14 protein-coding genes are annotated in these 16,349 nt (G+C 37.8%); 10 read left to right on the forward strand and 4 right to left on the reverse strand.

Annotated features, from left to right (window positions below; genetic code table 11):
* Positions 1–64 precede the first annotated feature (64 nt).
* The 5 genes from BD809_RS16010 (at position 65) to BD809_RS11005 (ending at position 4,008) form a co-directional block, all read left to right on the forward strand.
* The gene (locus BD809_RS16010; protein ID WP_317130869.1) at positions 65–190 is read left to right on the forward strand and encodes a hypothetical protein; all 126 of its coding nucleotides are present in this window, start codon (positions 65–67) and stop codon (positions 188–190) included.
* A complete protein-coding gene (locus tag BD809_RS10990) occupies positions 171–704 on the forward strand; it encodes a DUF1572 family protein (protein WP_317130870.1) in 534 nt (177 codons plus the stop codon). The genes BD809_RS16010 and BD809_RS10990 overlap by 20 nt, the downstream gene beginning before the upstream one ends.
* Before the next feature lie 10 nt (positions 705–714).
* Complete coding sequence (gene dnaN, locus BD809_RS10995; RefSeq protein ID WP_148783027.1) at positions 715–1,833, forward strand: DNA polymerase III subunit beta; 1,119 nt, start codon at positions 715–717, stop codon at positions 1,831–1,833.
* 224 nt (positions 1,834–2,057) lie between these two features.
* Positions 2,058–2,993 (forward strand): DUF1028 domain-containing protein, encoded by a 936-nt coding sequence (locus BD809_RS11000; RefSeq protein WP_246131515.1) that lies wholly within the window; start codon positions 2,058–2,060, stop codon positions 2,991–2,993.
* 73 nt (positions 2,994–3,066) lie between these two features.
* Positions 3,067–4,008, forward strand: a complete 942-nt coding sequence (locus tag BD809_RS11005; protein ID WP_148783029.1) for a pyridoxal-phosphate dependent enzyme — start codon at positions 3,067–3,069, stop codon at positions 4,006–4,008.
* Positions 4,009–4,025: 17 nt separating this feature from the next.
* On the opposite strand, the gene BD809_RS11010 is transcribed toward BD809_RS11005, so the two are convergent.
* Entirely contained in the window at positions 4,026–4,478 is a 453-nt protein-coding gene (locus BD809_RS11010; RefSeq protein ID WP_148783030.1) for a tRNA (cytidine(34)-2'-O)-methyltransferase, read from the reverse strand.
* 194 nt (positions 4,479–4,672) lie between these two features.
* Between BD809_RS11010 and BD809_RS11015 the strand changes: the two genes are divergently transcribed.
* Positions 4,673–5,182 carry a peroxiredoxin-like family protein gene (locus BD809_RS11015; protein WP_148783031.1) on the forward strand — a complete coding sequence of 170 codons (510 nt, stop codon included), beginning with the start codon at positions 4,673–4,675 and terminating at the stop codon, positions 5,180–5,182.
* 63 nt (positions 5,183–5,245) lie between these two features.
* Here the strand turns inward: BD809_RS11015 and BD809_RS11020 are convergent, their stop codons facing one another.
* On the reverse strand, positions 5,246–6,709 hold the full coding sequence (locus BD809_RS11020; protein ID WP_148783032.1) for a glutamate synthase subunit beta: 1,464 nt from the start codon (positions 6,707–6,709) through the stop codon (positions 5,246–5,248).
* Between the two features lie 9 nt (positions 6,710–6,718).
* Entirely contained in the window at positions 6,719–11,221 is a 4,503-nt protein-coding gene (gene gltB / locus BD809_RS11025; protein ID WP_148783033.1) for a glutamate synthase large subunit, read from the reverse strand.
* A gap of 376 nt (positions 11,222–11,597) precedes the next feature.
* Between gltB and BD809_RS11030 the strand changes: the two genes are divergently transcribed.
* The 3 genes from BD809_RS11030 to mnmE all read left to right on the forward strand — a co-directional run bounded on the left by BD809_RS11030 (position 11,598) and on the right by mnmE (position 14,698).
* Positions 11,598–11,936 carry a P-II family nitrogen regulator gene (locus BD809_RS11030; RefSeq protein WP_148783034.1) on the forward strand — a complete coding sequence of 113 codons (339 nt, stop codon included), beginning with the start codon at positions 11,598–11,600 and terminating at the stop codon, positions 11,934–11,936.
* A gap of 39 nt (positions 11,937–11,975) precedes the next feature.
* The gene (locus tag BD809_RS11035) at positions 11,976–13,232 is read left to right on the forward strand and encodes an ammonium transporter (protein ID WP_148783035.1); all 1,257 of its coding nucleotides are present in this window, start codon (positions 11,976–11,978) and stop codon (positions 13,230–13,232) included.
* Between the two features lie 74 nt (positions 13,233–13,306).
* Positions 13,307–14,698, forward strand: a complete 1,392-nt coding sequence (mnmE, locus tag BD809_RS11040; protein ID WP_148783036.1) for a tRNA uridine-5-carboxymethylaminomethyl(34) synthesis GTPase MnmE — start codon at positions 13,307–13,309, stop codon at positions 14,696–14,698.
* A 357-nt stretch (positions 14,699–15,055) separates the two neighbouring features.
* Here mnmE and BD809_RS11045 read toward each other — a convergent pair whose 3' ends face one another.
* Complete coding sequence (locus BD809_RS11045; protein ID WP_148783037.1) at positions 15,056–15,295, reverse strand: hypothetical protein; 240 nt, start codon at positions 15,293–15,295, stop codon at positions 15,056–15,058.
* A 264-nt stretch (positions 15,296–15,559) separates the two neighbouring features.
* Here BD809_RS11045 and BD809_RS11050 point away from each other — a divergent pair, with 264 nt between their 5' ends.
* Positions 15,560–16,261: a hypothetical protein gene (locus BD809_RS11050; RefSeq protein WP_211356715.1), complete on the forward strand. Its 702-nt coding sequence runs from the start codon at positions 15,560–15,562 to the stop codon at positions 16,259–16,261.
* Positions 16,262–16,349 lie beyond the last annotated feature (88 nt).

Genomic DNA, 16,349 nt, shown 5'->3' on the forward strand with positions numbered 1-16,349 from the left:
AATTTACATGGAAGATTTAGAATGAATTATAAGTATTAAGAAGCAATTTAAATACTACAAAGCATTGGGCGACAAAGCTATTGATCGGGTTTCAAACGCTGATCTGTTCGAGCGACCGGATTTTTTTTCTAATAGTATCGCTATAATAGTAACATCATTTAAGCGGCAATATGACATCTCGTTGGACTGATTTTTTAACCAGTGATGGTGAAAAACCTTGGAGAAATCGGGATATAGAGTTTGAGGATGTTTTGAAAACTAAAGAGGAAGTACTACATCATTGGAATACCGGCTGGCATTGTTTGTTTGAAGCCATCGATTCAATTACCCAAACAACAATTCACACCCCCATTTATATCAGAAATGTCGCACATACCATTCCCCAAGCCTTAAACCGACAACTCGCCCACTATGCCTATCATATCGGACAAATTGTATATCTGAGTAAACTCTCCCAAGGTAACGCATGGCAATCTCTTTCCATTCCAAAAAATGCGTCTACGTCGTATAACAAAACCAAATTTGCCAAACCTCGCCATACGGGTCATTATACAGATGATTTCCTCGGATATCAATTCGAATCAAAAATTAAATACTTTTTAATCAAAAAAGTAAATAACTCCCCAAGGTTTGTTAATAACTATGCTTTTATCCATACCAAAATCCTTACAGATTACAATTATATTTGCGTAAATCGTACATAACACGTCACACATGAAATTTATAGTATCGAGTTCATACTTATTAAAGCAACTTCAGGTATTAGGTGGAGTCATAAACAACAGCAATACGCTCCCAATTTTAGATAATTTTCTATTTGAATTAGATCAGAACAATTTAACGGTTTCCGCATCAGATTTAGAGACTACCATGTCTGCGAAATTGGATGTAGAATCTTCAGATACCGGTACAATTGCAGTACCCGCAAAGCTACTTTTGGAAACCTTAAAAACTTTTCCAGAACAACCCTTAACGTTCGTATCAGGAGAGAATAATACGATTGAGATCAGCTCTAATCACGGTAAATATGCTCTGGCCTTTGCTGATGGCGAAGAATTTCCCAAAGCAGTTGAATTAGAAGATCCTAGTTCGACAGAGATGTTGGGTGATGTACTGGCTACAGCGATTAGTAAAACAATTTTTGCTACCGGTAATGACGATTTAAGACCGGTTATGAGTGGCGTATTCTTTCAGTTTTCTACCGAAGGCTTAACTTTTGTTGCTACAGATGCGCACAAGTTGGTAAAATATACCCGAGAAGATATTAAAGCGTCGCAAGTAGCCGAATTTATCATGCCTAAAAAACCTCTGAATCTTTTAAAGGGAATTTTAGCAGGAAGTGACAGCAATGTAGTGATCGAATATAATGAATCAAATGCAAAATTCACGTTTGATGAAACACAGCTGATTTGTAGGCTCATTGATGGAAAATATCCGAATTATGAAGCCGTAATTCCTAAAGAAAATCCAAATAAATTAACCATTGCCAGAAATCAATTCCTGAATTCTGTACGCAGGGTTTCTATATTCTCTAATAAAACAACACATCAAATCCGTTTAAAGATTGCGGGTGCTGAACTTAATATTTCAGCAGAAGACATCGATTATTCAAATAAAGCCGAGGAGCGATTAACCTGTGATTATCAAGGAGATGATATGCAGATTGGTTTTAATTCCCGATTCTTAAGCGAAATGCTTAACAATCTTAATGCCGATGACGTACAGTTAGAGATGTCACTTCCTAACCGCGCAGGCATCCTTACTCCTGTTGATGGTCTGGATGAAGGTGAAACGGTAACGATGCTCGTTATGCCCGTGATGCTTAACAGCTAAACGTTTTATAACATATCAAAATTAACAAAAGGTTCAATCACACTTATGATTGAACCTTTTTAATATGTGATATATTGTAAGTAACAAAATGACTTGCCCGGTATATTATTTATGATCCTTCCTTAAAACTTTATATCTTTAGTGTTTAAAAAATTCATTTTGATATGAAACTTTCAATTTTTAAGTACTTTATAGGTGTTTGTATACTTACTACAAGTTTTTCTATGCAGTCACAAAACGTATATAAAGATCAATTTGCTCATACCTATTCTATAGTTGCCAGAGATATGGTTACAGGTGAGATGGCGGTGGGTGTTCAAAGTCATTGGTTCTCTGTTGGCAATCTGGTATCATGGGGACAGTCGGGAGTGGGTGTGGTCGCTACACAATCTTTTGTGAATCCAGCCTTTGGTCCGGAAGGACTAGCCCTAATGAAAAAAGGTACCTCAGCTACCGATGCTCTCAAAGAACTCATTGCTAAGGATAGCGGCAAAGCCTATCGCCAGGTTGCGTTTCTCGATGCTTCTGGAAATGTTTCTGCCCACACGGGAGATAATTGTGTGGAATCAGCGCATCATATTGTTGGAGATAATTTTTCGGTTCAAGCCAACATGATGCTCAATGATAAAGTTGTTCCCGCAATGGCAGAAGCCTATAAAAATCATGCTGATTTACCGCTAGGCGAACGTGTTTTAAAAACACTGCAAGCAGCTCAAAATACCGGCGGAGATATACGTGGAAAGCAGTCAGCAGCATTGATCGTTGTCAATGCCAAGCCCGCAAAAAATTCGTGGCAGGATAAAAAAATTAATTTACGTGTAGACGATCATCAAAATCCATTGCAAGAACTGGAACGTTTGTTAAAAGTACATACTGCTTATGAGTATATGAATCAAGGGGATTTGGATATTGAACATGGTGATATGGATAAAGCTATGCAATCCTATGGTGCTGCTGAAAAGCTATTTCCAGAAAATCTTGAGATGAAGTACTGGAAAGCCGTGGCTATGGCAAATAACAAACAATTAGAAGCCGCCCTGCCTATTTTTAAATATATTTTTGAGCAGGATGACAACTGGAGAACTCTTACCAAACGTTTACCAAAAGCGGGCTTATTAACTATCAGTGACGACGAACTTAAGAAAATTTTGGATTTATAGCTTGCGGTAATCCTCGTGATATAAAATGTATAAAAAAGTTTTTAAGCTATCTCATTGATAAATAATTAGGGAAATGAAATTGAATCCGCAAGAAATTTTGGAGACTCATAAACGTATTCTGCCTTATGTCCATAATACGCCCATGCTTACCTCACAAACAATAAACAGCCAATCCGGTGCCCAAGTTTTTTTTAAATGTGAGAATTTTCAGAAAATGGGAGCGTTTAAGATGCGAGGTGCTGTGAATGCTATACTACAACTATCTGATGAAGAAAGAAAAAGAGGCGTTGTTACACACTCCTCTGGAAATTTTGCACAGGCTTTATCATTAGCAGCAAAAAGTCTAAACGTTCCTGCATTTGTCGTGATGCCCAATACCGCACCACAAGTGAAAAAAGATGCTGTCAAAGGCTATGGAGGAGAGATTATTGAGTGTCCGCCTACCTTAACAGACAGAGAACATGCGGCAAATCAAATTGTTCTCGATAAAGGTGCTACTTTCTTGCATCCATCTAATAATTGGGACGTGATTCTTGGTCAGGGAACTGCAGCGCTGGAACTTCTTTCTGAAATTGCTGATCTTGATTACATTCTTACTCCGGTAGGTGGCGGCGGACTTGTCGCTGGGACAATTTTGGCAACCCTTTCTAAAAATCCGAGTTGCAGAGTAATTGGAGCCGAACCCAGTGAGGCAGATGATGCCTATCGCTCACTAATTAGCGGAGAGATTGAAACTAATACTTCAACCTACACCATAGCAGATGGTCTTAAAACACAACTAGGCTCTTTAAATTTTCCCGTTATACGCGATCATATTGACGCTATAATTCGTGTGGAAGAAACTGAAATCATTGCAGCTATGCAACTTATCTGGGAACGTATGAAAATTATTGTAGAACCCTCCGCTGCCACTACCCTCGCAGTATTGCTCAAAGAGAAAGAACGTTTTGCAAATAAAAAGATTGGTATCATACTATCCGGAGGCAACGTAGATTTAAAGAAGTTACCTTTTTAAATCCGGAGTGAGCGATTTTATCTAATACTACGTAAGCCTTCATATACTACGATACTCACGGCATTTGCTAGGTTTAAACTACGAATATGTTCGCTATACATAGGAATGGTAAACAACCGCTCCTCATTGTTTTCGGTAATCTGTTGAGACAAACCTGATGATTCCTTCCCAAAAACCAAAAACATACCATCCTCAAAATCAATTTCATAATGTGTTTTAGTACCGTGACTCGAGAGAAATGCCATTTTTTCGTTCTGATGTGCTGTAAAAAATTCTTCGGTGCTCTCGTAGATGTGTAAGGAGATATGTTGCCAATAATCCAAACCGGCCCGTTTCACTCTTGAATCACTCAGTTCAAAACCAAATGGTTTGACTAAATGTAAACTTGAGCCTGAGGCTAAACTTAGGCGACCGATGTTACCTGTATTTGTCGGGATTTCTGGTTCGATAAGAACAATATTATACGCCATGGATTGGTATCTACTGGAATGAAAATCGTTTGAACCGTCAAAGATATTAAGATAAAAGAAATTTTCATGTATCACCTTATTAGAACTTCAATAACTGTACGTTGCTTCACATAGTTTAACAATAGCTTCTAAGAACCTTAAGACAGAATTCTCATGACAACGTGTATCTTCGAAAAAAAAGAGAAAAAAAAGATATGATTAAACCAAGAACAAAAGTACCTGAACTCGAGTTAGACTTAATAAACGATACCAAATGGTCACTAGCTGACCAAAATCCCGATAATTATTCTTTACTTGTTTTCTATAGAGGGCTTCATTGTCCAGTTTGTAAGAAATACTTGGAAGATCTTACTACACGTCTTGATGATTTTGTCAAACGCGGAGTAAATGTAATTGCAATTAGTGGAGATAGCGAAGAACGCGCAAAAAAAACAGGCGACCAATGGAAAATTCCGTCGCTACCCGTAGGTTATGCGTTATCAATGGATGAGGCCAGAAATTGGGGATTATTTGTGTCAGAAGGTATTAGCGATAAAGAACCTGAAAAATTTTCTGAACCCGGTGTATTTCTAGTAAAACCGGATAGAACCCTATACTTTTCTGCCGTACAGACCATGCCATTTGCCAGACCTTCTTTTAAAGATATTTTGAATGCTATTGATTACATTCAAAAAGAAGAGTATCCGGCTCGCGGAGAAGCGTAAAACAAAAAACCTTCAGCTCCTATTAAATAGAGCTGAAGGTTTCTTTTTGCCGTACCTAAGTTTTTATATGCGTGGCAAATCTCCTTCACCCTTCCGTGGTAAATTAGAAGACCCCATAAGATGTTTATCTATATGATAGGCTGCTTCACGGCCCTCAGAAATTGCCCAAACGATCAAGGATTGTCCGCGACGGGCATCTCCTGCTGTAAAAATGTTTGACGCACTCGTTTTATAATTTTTCGGGGATGCTTTATAATTAGAACGCTGATCGGTAGCTAAACCAGCATCTAGCGCCAATTTAGGATCGGGACCTGTAAAACCAAGTGCCAACAAAGCCAGCTCACACGGCCACTCTTTCTGTGTATCCGGAATTTCCATCATCTCAAACCGTCCTCCCTTCTTTTTCCATTGAACCTGTACCGTGATCAATCTTTTCAAATTTCCTTCTTCATCAATTAAAAATTCTTTGGTGGCAACAGCCCAATTACGCTCCACACCTTCCTCATGGGAACTACTGGTACGCAACCTCATTGGCCAGTAGGGCCATGGTTGATCCTTGGGACGAATGGTAGGCGCTTTATCCATAATTTCAAAATTAGTTACCGAGGCAGCACCTTGACGTATCGAGGTTCCGATACAGTCTGATCCGGTATCTCCGCCTCCGATCACAATTACATGCTTACCGCTTGCCAAGATATCCTTTTCATCAAACGGTTGTCCGGCTACACGTTTATTATTTTGTGATAAAAAATCCATTGCTGGTACGACCGCTTCATTTTCAGCTCCGGGAATATTCAACAATCGTGACTGATTAGCTCCCGTACATAACAATACAGCATCAAAATTCTCTTGTAATTGAGTGGTGGTAATATCCGCACCAATAGTACAATTGGTTTTAAAAAGTACACCTTCATCTTTAAGAATACGTATTCGTCGCTCTATAATATGTTTTTCGAGTTTAAAATCGGGAATGCCATAGCGTAAAAGCCCTCCCACATGAGCGTCTCTCTCAAAAACTATTACTTTATGCCCCGCATTGTTAAGCTGTTGTGCAGCAGCCAAACCTGAGGGGCCTGAACCAACGATTGCTATATTTTTTCCAGTCTTTAAAGATGGTATTTGAGGTGTTATCCATCCTTCATCGAATGCACGTTCTACAATATTTTTTTCAATCATCTCAATAGCCACCGGATCCTCATTGATTCCTAAAACACATGCTTCTTCACACGGTGCAGGACAAAGTCTTCCTGTAAACTCAGGAAAATTGTTTGTTGAATGTAGAATTTGCGAAGCCTCTTTCCAATTTCCTTTATACACTGCATCGTTAAAATCAGGAATTAAATTTCCCAAAGGACAACCGCTATGACAAAATGGGATACCGCAATCCATACAGCGTGCTCCTTGGTTTTTCAAACTTTTTTCGGGGAGCGGTTGTGTAAATTCCTTGTACGTTTTAGTACGCTCAGCAACATCCACATATACTTCAGTTTCTCGCTCATATTCTAAAAATCCTGTTATTTTTCCCATGGTTTATTTTTATGCGTTGGCTAATTCTTTTTCCTTTTCCAAGCGTAACAATGCTTGTCTATACTCTTCGGGTATCACTTTTTTGAAATATAAAATTTCTTTCTCCCACGATTGTAATATGCTTTGTGCTCTGGGACTTAGTGTTGCCTCAAAGTGTTTTTCTATCAGATCTTTTAAAACTATACGATCTTCTGCCAAGGTCACTTGCTCAATAATCAATTCTCCAGCTCCACATTGGTTTAAAAAAGTGTTATCTACATCATACACATACGCAACGCCTCCGGACATTCCGGCTCCAAAGTTTCTTCCTACCTCTCCAAGAATAACTGCTGTACCTCCTGTCATATACTCACAGCCATGATCCCCTACGCCTTCCACAACTGCCAGGGCACCTGAGTTACGGACACAAAAACGCTCTCCGGCTTTACCGTTTATGTAAGCTTCTCCGCAAGTTGCGCCATACAGAGAGACATTCCCTGTAATGACATTTTCTTCAGGTACAAAAGTGGTACCCTCCGGTACACGAATCACCAGCCTGGCACCCGATAAACCTTTACCCAAATAATCATTAGTCGTTCCATTGACTACTAACGTGAGGCCTCGTGTGGCAAAAGCACCAAAACTTTGACCTGCAGCTCCTGTAAATTTAATTTTCAACGTATTTTCAGGTAATCCACCGGCGCCATATATTTTAGAGATTTCATTACTTAAAATTGCACCAACGGCTCTGTCTGTATTTTTTATTTTATGTGTTAGCGTTAACTTTTCCTTCCGGAAAATTGCCGTATGTGCTTCCTCTATAATTTTGAAATCCAACGCTTTTTGCAACTCGTGATCCTGCGAGGTAGTATGGTATAGTTTTACGTCAGAAGGTACTGCTACTTTATGTAAAATCGGAGAAATGTCTATTCCTGATGCTTTGTAGTGATCTACGACTGACAAGCTGTCTATTTTTTGTACCTGACCCACCATTTCATCAATCGTTTTAAACCCTAATTGTGCCATAATTTCGCGTAACTCTTGTGCAACGAAGTACATATAGTTGATGACATGCTCGGGCTTCCCTTTAAATTTCTTACGTAATTCAGGATTTTGAGTGGCTATCCCAACAGGACAGGTATTCAAATGACACACGCGCATCATAATACATCCCGATGCGACTAAGGGTGCTGTAGCAAACCCAAATTCTTCGGCTCCCAAGAGACAGGCAATGGCTACATCCCTTCCTGTTTTAAGCTGTCCGTCACATTCTACTACAACACGATTACGCAAGTCATTTCCCACTAATGTTTGCTGTGCCTCTGCAAGCCCAAGCTCCCATGGTAACCCTGCATGCCGTAATGAAGTAAGCGGTGCAGCTCCTGTACCACCATCGAATCCTGAAATCAGAATAACATCGGCTTTTGCTTTGGCAACGCCGGCAGCAACTGTACCCACACCCATTTCTGATACCAATTTCACATTGATTCGCGCAGCTCTGTTGGCAGATTTGAGATCATAGATCAATTGGGATAAATCTTCTATAGAATAAATATCATGGTGTGGTGGTGGAGAAATCAATCCTACATAAGGTGTAGAATTACGGGTTTTAGCAATTTCGGCATTAACTTTTGGTCCCGGTAAGTGTCCGCCTTCACCCGGCTTTGCCCCCTGAGCCATCTTAATCTGAATTTCACTGGCGTTAGTCAGATAGTTCGAAGTGACTCCAAAACGTCCGGAGGCTACCTGCTTAATGGCACTATTTTTCCAATCCCCGTCAACATTTTTATAAAAACGCTCGGGATCCTCGCCTCCTTCTCCAGAATTACTTTTACCACCTATACGATTCATCGCAACCGCAAGAGTTTCATGAGCCTCTTTACTTATAGAACCATACGACATGGCTCCGGTTTTGAAACGTTTAACAATCTCGGTCCAAGGTTCTACCTCCTCTATTGAGATGGGGTCGTAATTGGAAAACTCCATCAGACCGCGAATAGTCATCAACTGTTTGGATTGTTCATTGATTAATTCAGAATATTCTTTGTACGTTTTTGGATTATTATCTCTTACAGCTTGCTGTAGTTTTGCAACAGTAAGCGGATTAAATTGATGTTTTTCACCTGTACGTCTCCATCGGTATTGCCCACCAATCCCTAAGGTGCTGTCAATAGCACTGTTTGATGTAGAAAAAGCTTTGTTATGTCGTTTCGCTATTTCTTTTTCAATTTCTTTGATACCTATTCCCTCAATCCGGGATACTGTATTCTTAAAATAGGTAGCTGTAGTTTTGACGTTAATTCCTATACATTCGAATAGTTGAGAACCTCGATAGGAGTTCAAAGTAGAAATTCCTATCTTATTCATAATTTTAAGGACTCCTTTACCGACAGCAAGGTTAAAATTAGCTATCGCTTGCGCTGCTGTGTGCTCAGGGTTGGGATGATTCTCTACTTCTTCGGTAATAATCTCATTTACCAAATATGGATTAATTGCACTGGCTCCATAACCAAAAAGCAATGCAAAATGATGCACCTCTCGTGGTTCTGCTGATTCAATTATTAAACTTACTTTGGATCTTTTTCTTAGCGATTGTAATCTACTGTTTACATAAGAACATGCTAGTAACGCTGGAATTGGCGCTCTATGTTTACTTACTTTACGATCTGATAAAATAATGATATTAGTTCCGTTATCAATGGCATCGGATACCGTTTTCATAAGGACTGCTAAAGCATTCTCCATCCCATTGAGACCTTTATGTATGTTATAAAGTATCGAAACTTCGGTCACCTTAAACCCCTTTTGGGTATACGTTTTAATTTTATCTAAATCTTCTTTTGAGATTACAGGATTCTGAATTTTTAATTTATTGCAATGCGCTGCTGTTCTATCAAAAATATTAGTGTCTGCTCCTAAGGTAAGGCTAATGTCGGTGATCAAGGCTTCACGAATCCCGTCTAAGGGTGGATTCGTTACTTGTGCAAACAGTTGTTTAAAATAATTATATAGTAGCTGTGGTTTTTCTGATAAAGCAGCAATCGGTGTATCTGTTCCCATGGATCCGATGGGCTCTTTTGCCTGTTCACTCATTGGAAGGATAATACGATCAATATCCTCAACGGTATAGCCATAGATTTGTTTTCTTTTTGCCACAGATTCTTCTCCTATAAATAAAGGACAGGTATTATAAGGGATATCCCTAAGGTGTACCATATTTTCATGCAGCCATTCTCGATACGGATACGCCTTTACAATTTTATCTTTGATCTCTTCGTCATCGACGATACGACCTTGTACCATATCGACCAGAAACATTTTACCCGGTTCTAACCTGCCATGTTTTAAAATATTCTCTGGTGCTAATTCCAGCACGCCGGTCTCTGATGACATCACTACAAAGCCGTCTTTGGTAACCGAATACCGAGAAGGTCGTAATCCATTTCGATCCAGAATGGCTCCGATATAATTTCCGTCAGTAAACGGAATGGATGCGGGTCCGTCCCACGGCTCCATCATACAGGCATGGTATTCGTAAAAAGCACGTTTAGCATCAGACATTTGAGTATTCTTTTCCCAAGCTTCGGGAACTAATAACATCATCACCTCAGGAAGAGATCTACCGGACATTACTAACAATTCTACGACCATGTCCATGGATGCAGAATCCGATTTACCAGGCAGTACTACAGGCAGAATTGCTTTGATTTCTTCTCCAAACCATGCGCTTTCTAAAAGTTCTTCTCTTGAGCGCATACGCGAAACATTCCCACGTAAAGTATTAATCTCTCCATTATGACACATATACCTGAAAGGTTGTGCTAAATCCCATGTTGGAAACGTATTGGTTGAAAAACGTTGATGTACCAACGCTAAGCGTGTAACTACTCTGGTGTCTAATAAATCCTTATAGTATAACTTAATATCCTCGGGCATTAATAACCCTTTGAAGATTAAAGTTTTGGTAGAAAGACTCGGTACATAAAAAAATGATTGCTCCGATAGTTTAGAACTGTAAATTAATTGTTCTGCTTTTTTGCGAAGTACAAATAATTTTAAAGTAAATTCGAAAGCATTCAAGTCTGTCTTACCCTTTCCTATAAAAATTTGTTTGATATTAGGTTGTGTCTTCGCAGCTATTTTTCCTAAGCAAGTAGGATCCACCGGCAGATCTCTCCAACCAAGCACTTCTAAACCCTGCTCCTCAATACAATTTTGAAGAATTTGGATACAGAAGTTTAATTGATTTTCTTTTCTCGGTAAAAAAACATTGCTCACTGCATACTCTCCTGTTTCAGGTAGTTCAAAGGGGCAAACTTCTTTGAAGAAGTCATGCGGAATATCGATTAAAATACCAGCACCATCTCCTGTCTTTCCGTCAGAACTTACCGCACCTCGATGTTCGAGTTTATCTAAAATTTCTAAGGCTTTATGAATTATAGTATTAGAGGTTTCTCCTTTTAGACTGCAAATAAATCCTGCTCCACAGGCATCGTGTTCAAATTCTGAACGATATAATCCTTGTTGTTCCATACAAATGAGTTCGTTTTTTATCCTATCCTGATGCTTAAATTAGTCAAACTGCTTGAAAAACAATATAAAATTGATCTATTCACCTTCATTTTTCTGAAGTTTTTAAAAAAGCATAACGCAGAATATTGAAATCACAAAATGTACTGATCAAAATGCGATATTGATAATGCTTTTTTTTGAAAAAGCCACCTATACTCAGTGCGTACCTCTACTCCGTTAAGAAATTCTCTTTATTTATATTAAAAATTACCATACCCTAAATATTAATAGGTTAATAATTAATATTACGTAAAAATACAATAGACACCCCTATTTTTTATGGGGTATAAATTAAAATTATATAGATTTATCGAGAAATAACGATAAAATAAACTTTATGAAAAAGATTGAGGCTATTATAAGAAGGTCTAAGTATCGCACAGTAAAAGAAGCATTGCATGATGTAGGTATAACTTTTTTCTCCTATTGGGATGTCACCGGGGTCGGTAACGAAAAGAAAGGCAGTGTTTACCGTGGCGTATCATATAGCACTACCGATATACAACGCCGTTTTATATCACTTGTTATTCCAGATGACAAAGAAACTGTGGCCATTGATGCAATTCTTACTGCTGCAAAAACAGGTGAAATCGGAGACGGTAAAGTCTTTGTCTCAGACATTACTGAAGCATATCGCATACGTACTGCCACTAAAGGGGTAGAAACATTATCCTAAACCAAAAACTATTTAACCACACAAAACTTATAATTCATAATGGAAATACTTACAATTAATAATGTTTGGATGATGATTTGCACTGCTTTAGTCTTCTTTATGCATCTGGGCTTTTCTTTTCTGGAAATTGGTTTAACCCGCCAAAAAAATACGATTAATATATTATTTAAAAATCTTTTTATAATATGCATTGGCTTGTTATTGTATTGTTTAATCGGTTTCAATTTAATGTATCCGGGATTTGAAGCTGACGGCTTAGGAATTTTAAAATTTGCCGGTTTCGGATTAGATTCTCCTATGACAACTGAAGGCTTACTTGATTTATCCTATAACTCAGGATATACCTTTTGGACAGATTTTCTCTTTCAAGGCATGTTCGCCGCAACAGCAGCAACGATCGTTTCCGGTGCTGTAGCTGAGCGTATAAAACTGGGAAGCTTTATGCTTTTTACGATTCTCTATATCGGAATCGTATATCCCATCGTAGGCTCCTGGCAATGGGGAGGCGGCTTTTTGTCTACCCTCGAAATTGGGAAAGCTACGGGTTTTCACGATTTTGCAGGTTCTACTCTGGTACATTCAGTTGGTGGTTGGGCAGCATTGATCGCTGTTTATTTTTTAGGCTCTAGGTTAGGTAAATTCAGTGAAAATGGCCATCCACAAGTAATACCCGGTCATAATATTCCCATGGCTTCTGCGGGTGTCCTGATTTTATGGTTGGGATGGTTTGGTTTTAACGGAGGGTCTGTATTATCTGCCGATCCGGCAGCTACTTCGTTGACTTTGGTTACTACGTCATTAGCCGCTGCCGCCGGAGGAGTTACAGCCTTTATTTTTTCAACTCTACTTTACAAAAATTATGATATCACTATGTTTCTTAATGGTATTCTGGGAGGGCTGGTTGCGATAACCGCCGGAGCAGATCAAATGAGTCCGACAGATGCTATTTTGATCGGGCTGCTCGCGGGTATTGTTATTGTGCTTGGCATTAAACTTGTCGACAAGTTACAACTTGATGACCCTGTGGGAGCAATTGCCGTACATCTGATTTGCGGAATCTGGGGAACCCTAGCTGTGGGCATATTTGGTAACAAAGCAGGCATTGATCAACTTGCAATCCAGGGAATTAGTGTATTACTTATCGGAGTGTTTTGTATTTTATTTTCTTTATTATTTCTGGGAGCAATCAAATTTACATTAGGATTAAGAGTCTCTGAAAAAGAAGAAATTGATGGTTTGGACAGCCACGAGCACGGTATGGAAGCGTATTCAGATTTTAGGACTAACCAACATTAAAATTAATTCTGATCTGCTATGTAATACTATCGTATTTTTATTATTGCCTGTAAAATTTATGTAATTTTGCATCCATGATTTCAAAAGATACGATAGTAGCATTAGCTACAGCTTCCGGCGCGGGAGCAATTGCCGTTATTAGAGTTTCGGGTGTAGATGCTATCTCAATTGGAGCCTCTATATTTAGATCCGTACATGCTAAGGATTTACGAAAACAAAAATCTCATACGATACATTTAGGTCATATTGTGGATGGTGATCGCGTACTGGATGAAGTCTTGATTTCTATTTTTAAAGGCACCAATTCATATTCCGGGGAACCGACTATCGAAATTTCGTGTCACGGATCAAGTTATATTCAACAAGAAATCATACAATTACTATTGCGTGAAGGCTGCCGAATAGCGCAAGCGGGAGAGTTCACACTAAGAGCTTTTATCAATGGCAAATTAGATCTATCTCAGGCAGAAGCTGTGGCAGATTTAATCGCATCTGATTCTGAAGCTTCACATCAAATTGCCATGCAGCAAATGAGAGGCGGTTTTAGTAGTGAGATTAAACAGCTTCGCGATGAATTACTAAATTTTGCTTCTCTGATAGAATTAGAACTTGATTTTTCTGAAGAAGATGTTGAATTTGCAGATCGTACACAATTCGAATCTTTAATTTCTAAAATCACCACTGTTTTAAAAAGGCTCATAGATTCCTTTGCTGTTGGTAACGTAATCAAAAATGGAATTCCGGTCGCTATCGTCGGAGAGCCCAATGTTGGAAAATCAACACTACTCAACGCCTTACTCAATGAAGAACGTGCTATTGTTTCTGAAATTGCCGGTACCACCCGGGATACTATTGAAGATGAGATCGTAATAGGTGGGATTGGTTTTAGATTTATAGATACCGCAGGTATTCGCGATACCAAAGATATTGTTGAAAGTATTGGAATTAAAAAAACATTTGAAAAAATTGAGCAAGCACAAGTTGTCATATATCTGTTTGATAGTTCATCGCTAACCGATGACCGTTTAAAACTGCTAACAACTGAAATTGGTAAAATCAAAAACAAATATCCACTTAAACCTTTACTAGTTGTTGCTAACAAAATTGATGCACTTGCCAAAAATGAACAAGATAAACTTTTGGACGAAATCCCTGATCTTCTCTTACTTTCTGCGAAACAAAATGTTGGTATCGAAGCACTTAAAACACACTTATTGGACTTTGTAAATACAGGAGCACTACATAGTAATGAAACTATTGTTACCAATTCAAGACATTACGATGCTTTGCTAAAGGCCTTAGAAGAAATACAAAAAGTCCAATACGGTCTAGACTCCGGCTTATCAGGTGATCTTATGGCAATTGATATACGCCAAGCGCTCTATCATTTTGGTGAAATTACCGGCGAGATTACTTCTGATGATCTGTTAGGTAACATCTTTGCTAATTTCTGTATCGGGAAGTAAGTATACTAAACAAACAAATATCAATCACACAATAAACCCTATAAACTATTGATTATTAAACATAATTGTTAATAATTACTATTCCTCCGTTAATATCTATTACCCGTTTTTTACGCATTGATTTGTACCTTTGTTGTACTTCGAAGTATTTGAGGTACAAATTTTAAGTATTAATGTTAAAATATGACACCTACAACTCCTTAATACTACTTAGGACTTCTTATTTTATTAGGATGTCTCGTCCTAACATTACAAGCAAATACTTAATGACTAGATATTTAAAAAACCCCGACTTAGATTAAGCTGGGGTTTTCTAAAGATTTTTTTGCTACTTCAAAGGATTAGAATATAAGAATTTTATTTCTTATCACGCTGTTGCTGGTTTCTTTGCTCCTGACTATCTTGTTTTTGATCCCGCTGTTGTTGATTCCTTTGCTCCTGGCTACCTTGCTTCTGATCTCGTTGTTGCTGGTTTTTCTGCTCCTGACTACTTTGTTTTTGATCTCGCTGTTGCTGGTTTCTTTGCTCCTGGCTACTTTGTTTCTGATCTTCTTTTGGCTGGTTTTTTTGCCCCTGATTTCGACTTTCTGAACTCATGATATTAGGAATTTAATTAATAATTAGCTTATGTTTAAATCATATAAATATAATCAAAATAAAAACCTAAAATATTGAAAAACAGTTTTTTAAGCAACTTTTAACCTTTATGCTTTTCCGAAGATTCATTAATGATAAAAAAGTGAATCTTTAATCCTTAGTGCTGTACATTTTAAACCAAAAGAAAATTGCATTTAAATGATTTCTTTTCGTACTTTACATATGTTATTTTGCAGAGTGATCAAAAACTTAGAAGCTGGAAAAATGCATAAAGATTGGAGAAAATTGCTGGATAGACGGAATTTGGAGTTATGGAATTACCTCCTCAAGCAGTATAAGATACATCTAAAGAAGAGTTCGGAACAAAATTATATTACCCGCTATACCAATGATACCGTGACCATTTGTATTAATGAAGATAATATTCATCCCGCACCATTCACACACGAGCTGTTACACATTTACTTAAAGGTCAAGAAAATTTTAATCGCTTCAGATTTTATAAATAAAATAGAACAGTATCCACAGCTCTATTTTTTGTTTTCTAATTCATTAAAAAATCATATCGGCAATTGTATGGAACACAGCAAAATACTTCCTATTTTCATAAAATTAGATTTTAAAAGAGAAGATTTTGTGAGTGATTATGATGAGATAATTATGGATGAGGAACAAATGGAAAAACTTGAACTAGATTTTTTAAAGGATAATATTTATAGTAGACAGGCCATTGATGTTTATATTGGAAAATTTTTCAGCATTAAATCCAATAGCAATGAACAATATGATTATCAAACTTATCTTAATGCTTTTGAAAAATTAGAGCCGTCTTTATTTAAAATTTTGAATATTTTTTGGACTAATTGGTCTCAATTCGATATTGAAAATGCTGATGGCTACGAAAATTTTTTAGATGTTTTTTTGAAAAACTTAAATAAATGGATGCAACAAGAAACAGTAATTTAGACTGGAGAGTATCCTATTTGTACCTCATTCCCCATCAACACCTATAAATACTCATAAATACTTTCTGCATAAGGGGAAGCTTACATTG

It is taken from the genome of Aquimarina intermedia (assembly GCF_008124785.1).
Classification (GTDB): Bacteria; Bacteroidota; Bacteroidia; order Flavobacteriales; family Flavobacteriaceae; genus Aquimarina; species Aquimarina intermedia.

What these genes read in the sequence shown, in the direction of transcription:
- BD809_RS10990 (WP_317130870.1), top strand. Translation starts at nt 171, where the DNA reads ATGACATCTCGTTGGACTGATTTTTTAACCAGTGATGGTGAAAAACCT.
- dnaN (WP_148783027.1), top strand. Translation starts at nt 715, where the DNA reads ATGAAATTTATAGTATCGAGTTCATACTTATTAAAGCAACTTCAGGTA.
- BD809_RS11000 (WP_246131515.1), top strand. Translation starts at nt 2,058, where the DNA reads ATGCAGTCACAAAACGTATATAAAGATCAATTTGCTCATACCTATTCT.
- BD809_RS11005 (WP_148783029.1), top strand. Translation starts at nt 3,067, where the DNA reads ATGAAATTGAATCCGCAAGAAATTTTGGAGACTCATAAACGTATTCTG.
- BD809_RS11010 (WP_148783030.1), bottom strand. Translation starts at nt 4,478, where the DNA reads ATGGCGTATAATATTGTTCTTATCGAACCAGAAATCCCGACAAATACA.
- BD809_RS11015 (WP_148783031.1), top strand. Translation starts at nt 4,673, where the DNA reads ATGATTAAACCAAGAACAAAAGTACCTGAACTCGAGTTAGACTTAATA.
- BD809_RS11020 (WP_148783032.1), bottom strand. Translation starts at nt 6,709, where the DNA reads ATGGGAAAAATAACAGGATTTTTAGAATATGAGCGAGAAACTGAAGTA.
- gltB (WP_148783033.1), bottom strand. Translation starts at nt 11,221, where the DNA reads ATGGAACAACAAGGATTATATCGTTCAGAATTTGAACACGATGCCTGT.
- BD809_RS11030 (WP_148783034.1), top strand. Translation starts at nt 11,598, where the DNA reads ATGAAAAAGATTGAGGCTATTATAAGAAGGTCTAAGTATCGCACAGTA.
- BD809_RS11035 (WP_148783035.1), top strand. Translation starts at nt 11,976, where the DNA reads ATGGAAATACTTACAATTAATAATGTTTGGATGATGATTTGCACTGCT.
- mnmE (WP_148783036.1), top strand. Translation starts at nt 13,307, where the DNA reads ATGATTTCAAAAGATACGATAGTAGCATTAGCTACAGCTTCCGGCGCG.
- BD809_RS11045 (WP_148783037.1), bottom strand. Translation starts at nt 15,295, where the DNA reads ATGAGTTCAGAAAGTCGAAATCAGGGGCAAAAAAACCAGCCAAAAGAA.
- BD809_RS11050 (WP_211356715.1), top strand. Translation starts at nt 15,560, where the DNA reads ATGCATAAAGATTGGAGAAAATTGCTGGATAGACGGAATTTGGAGTTA.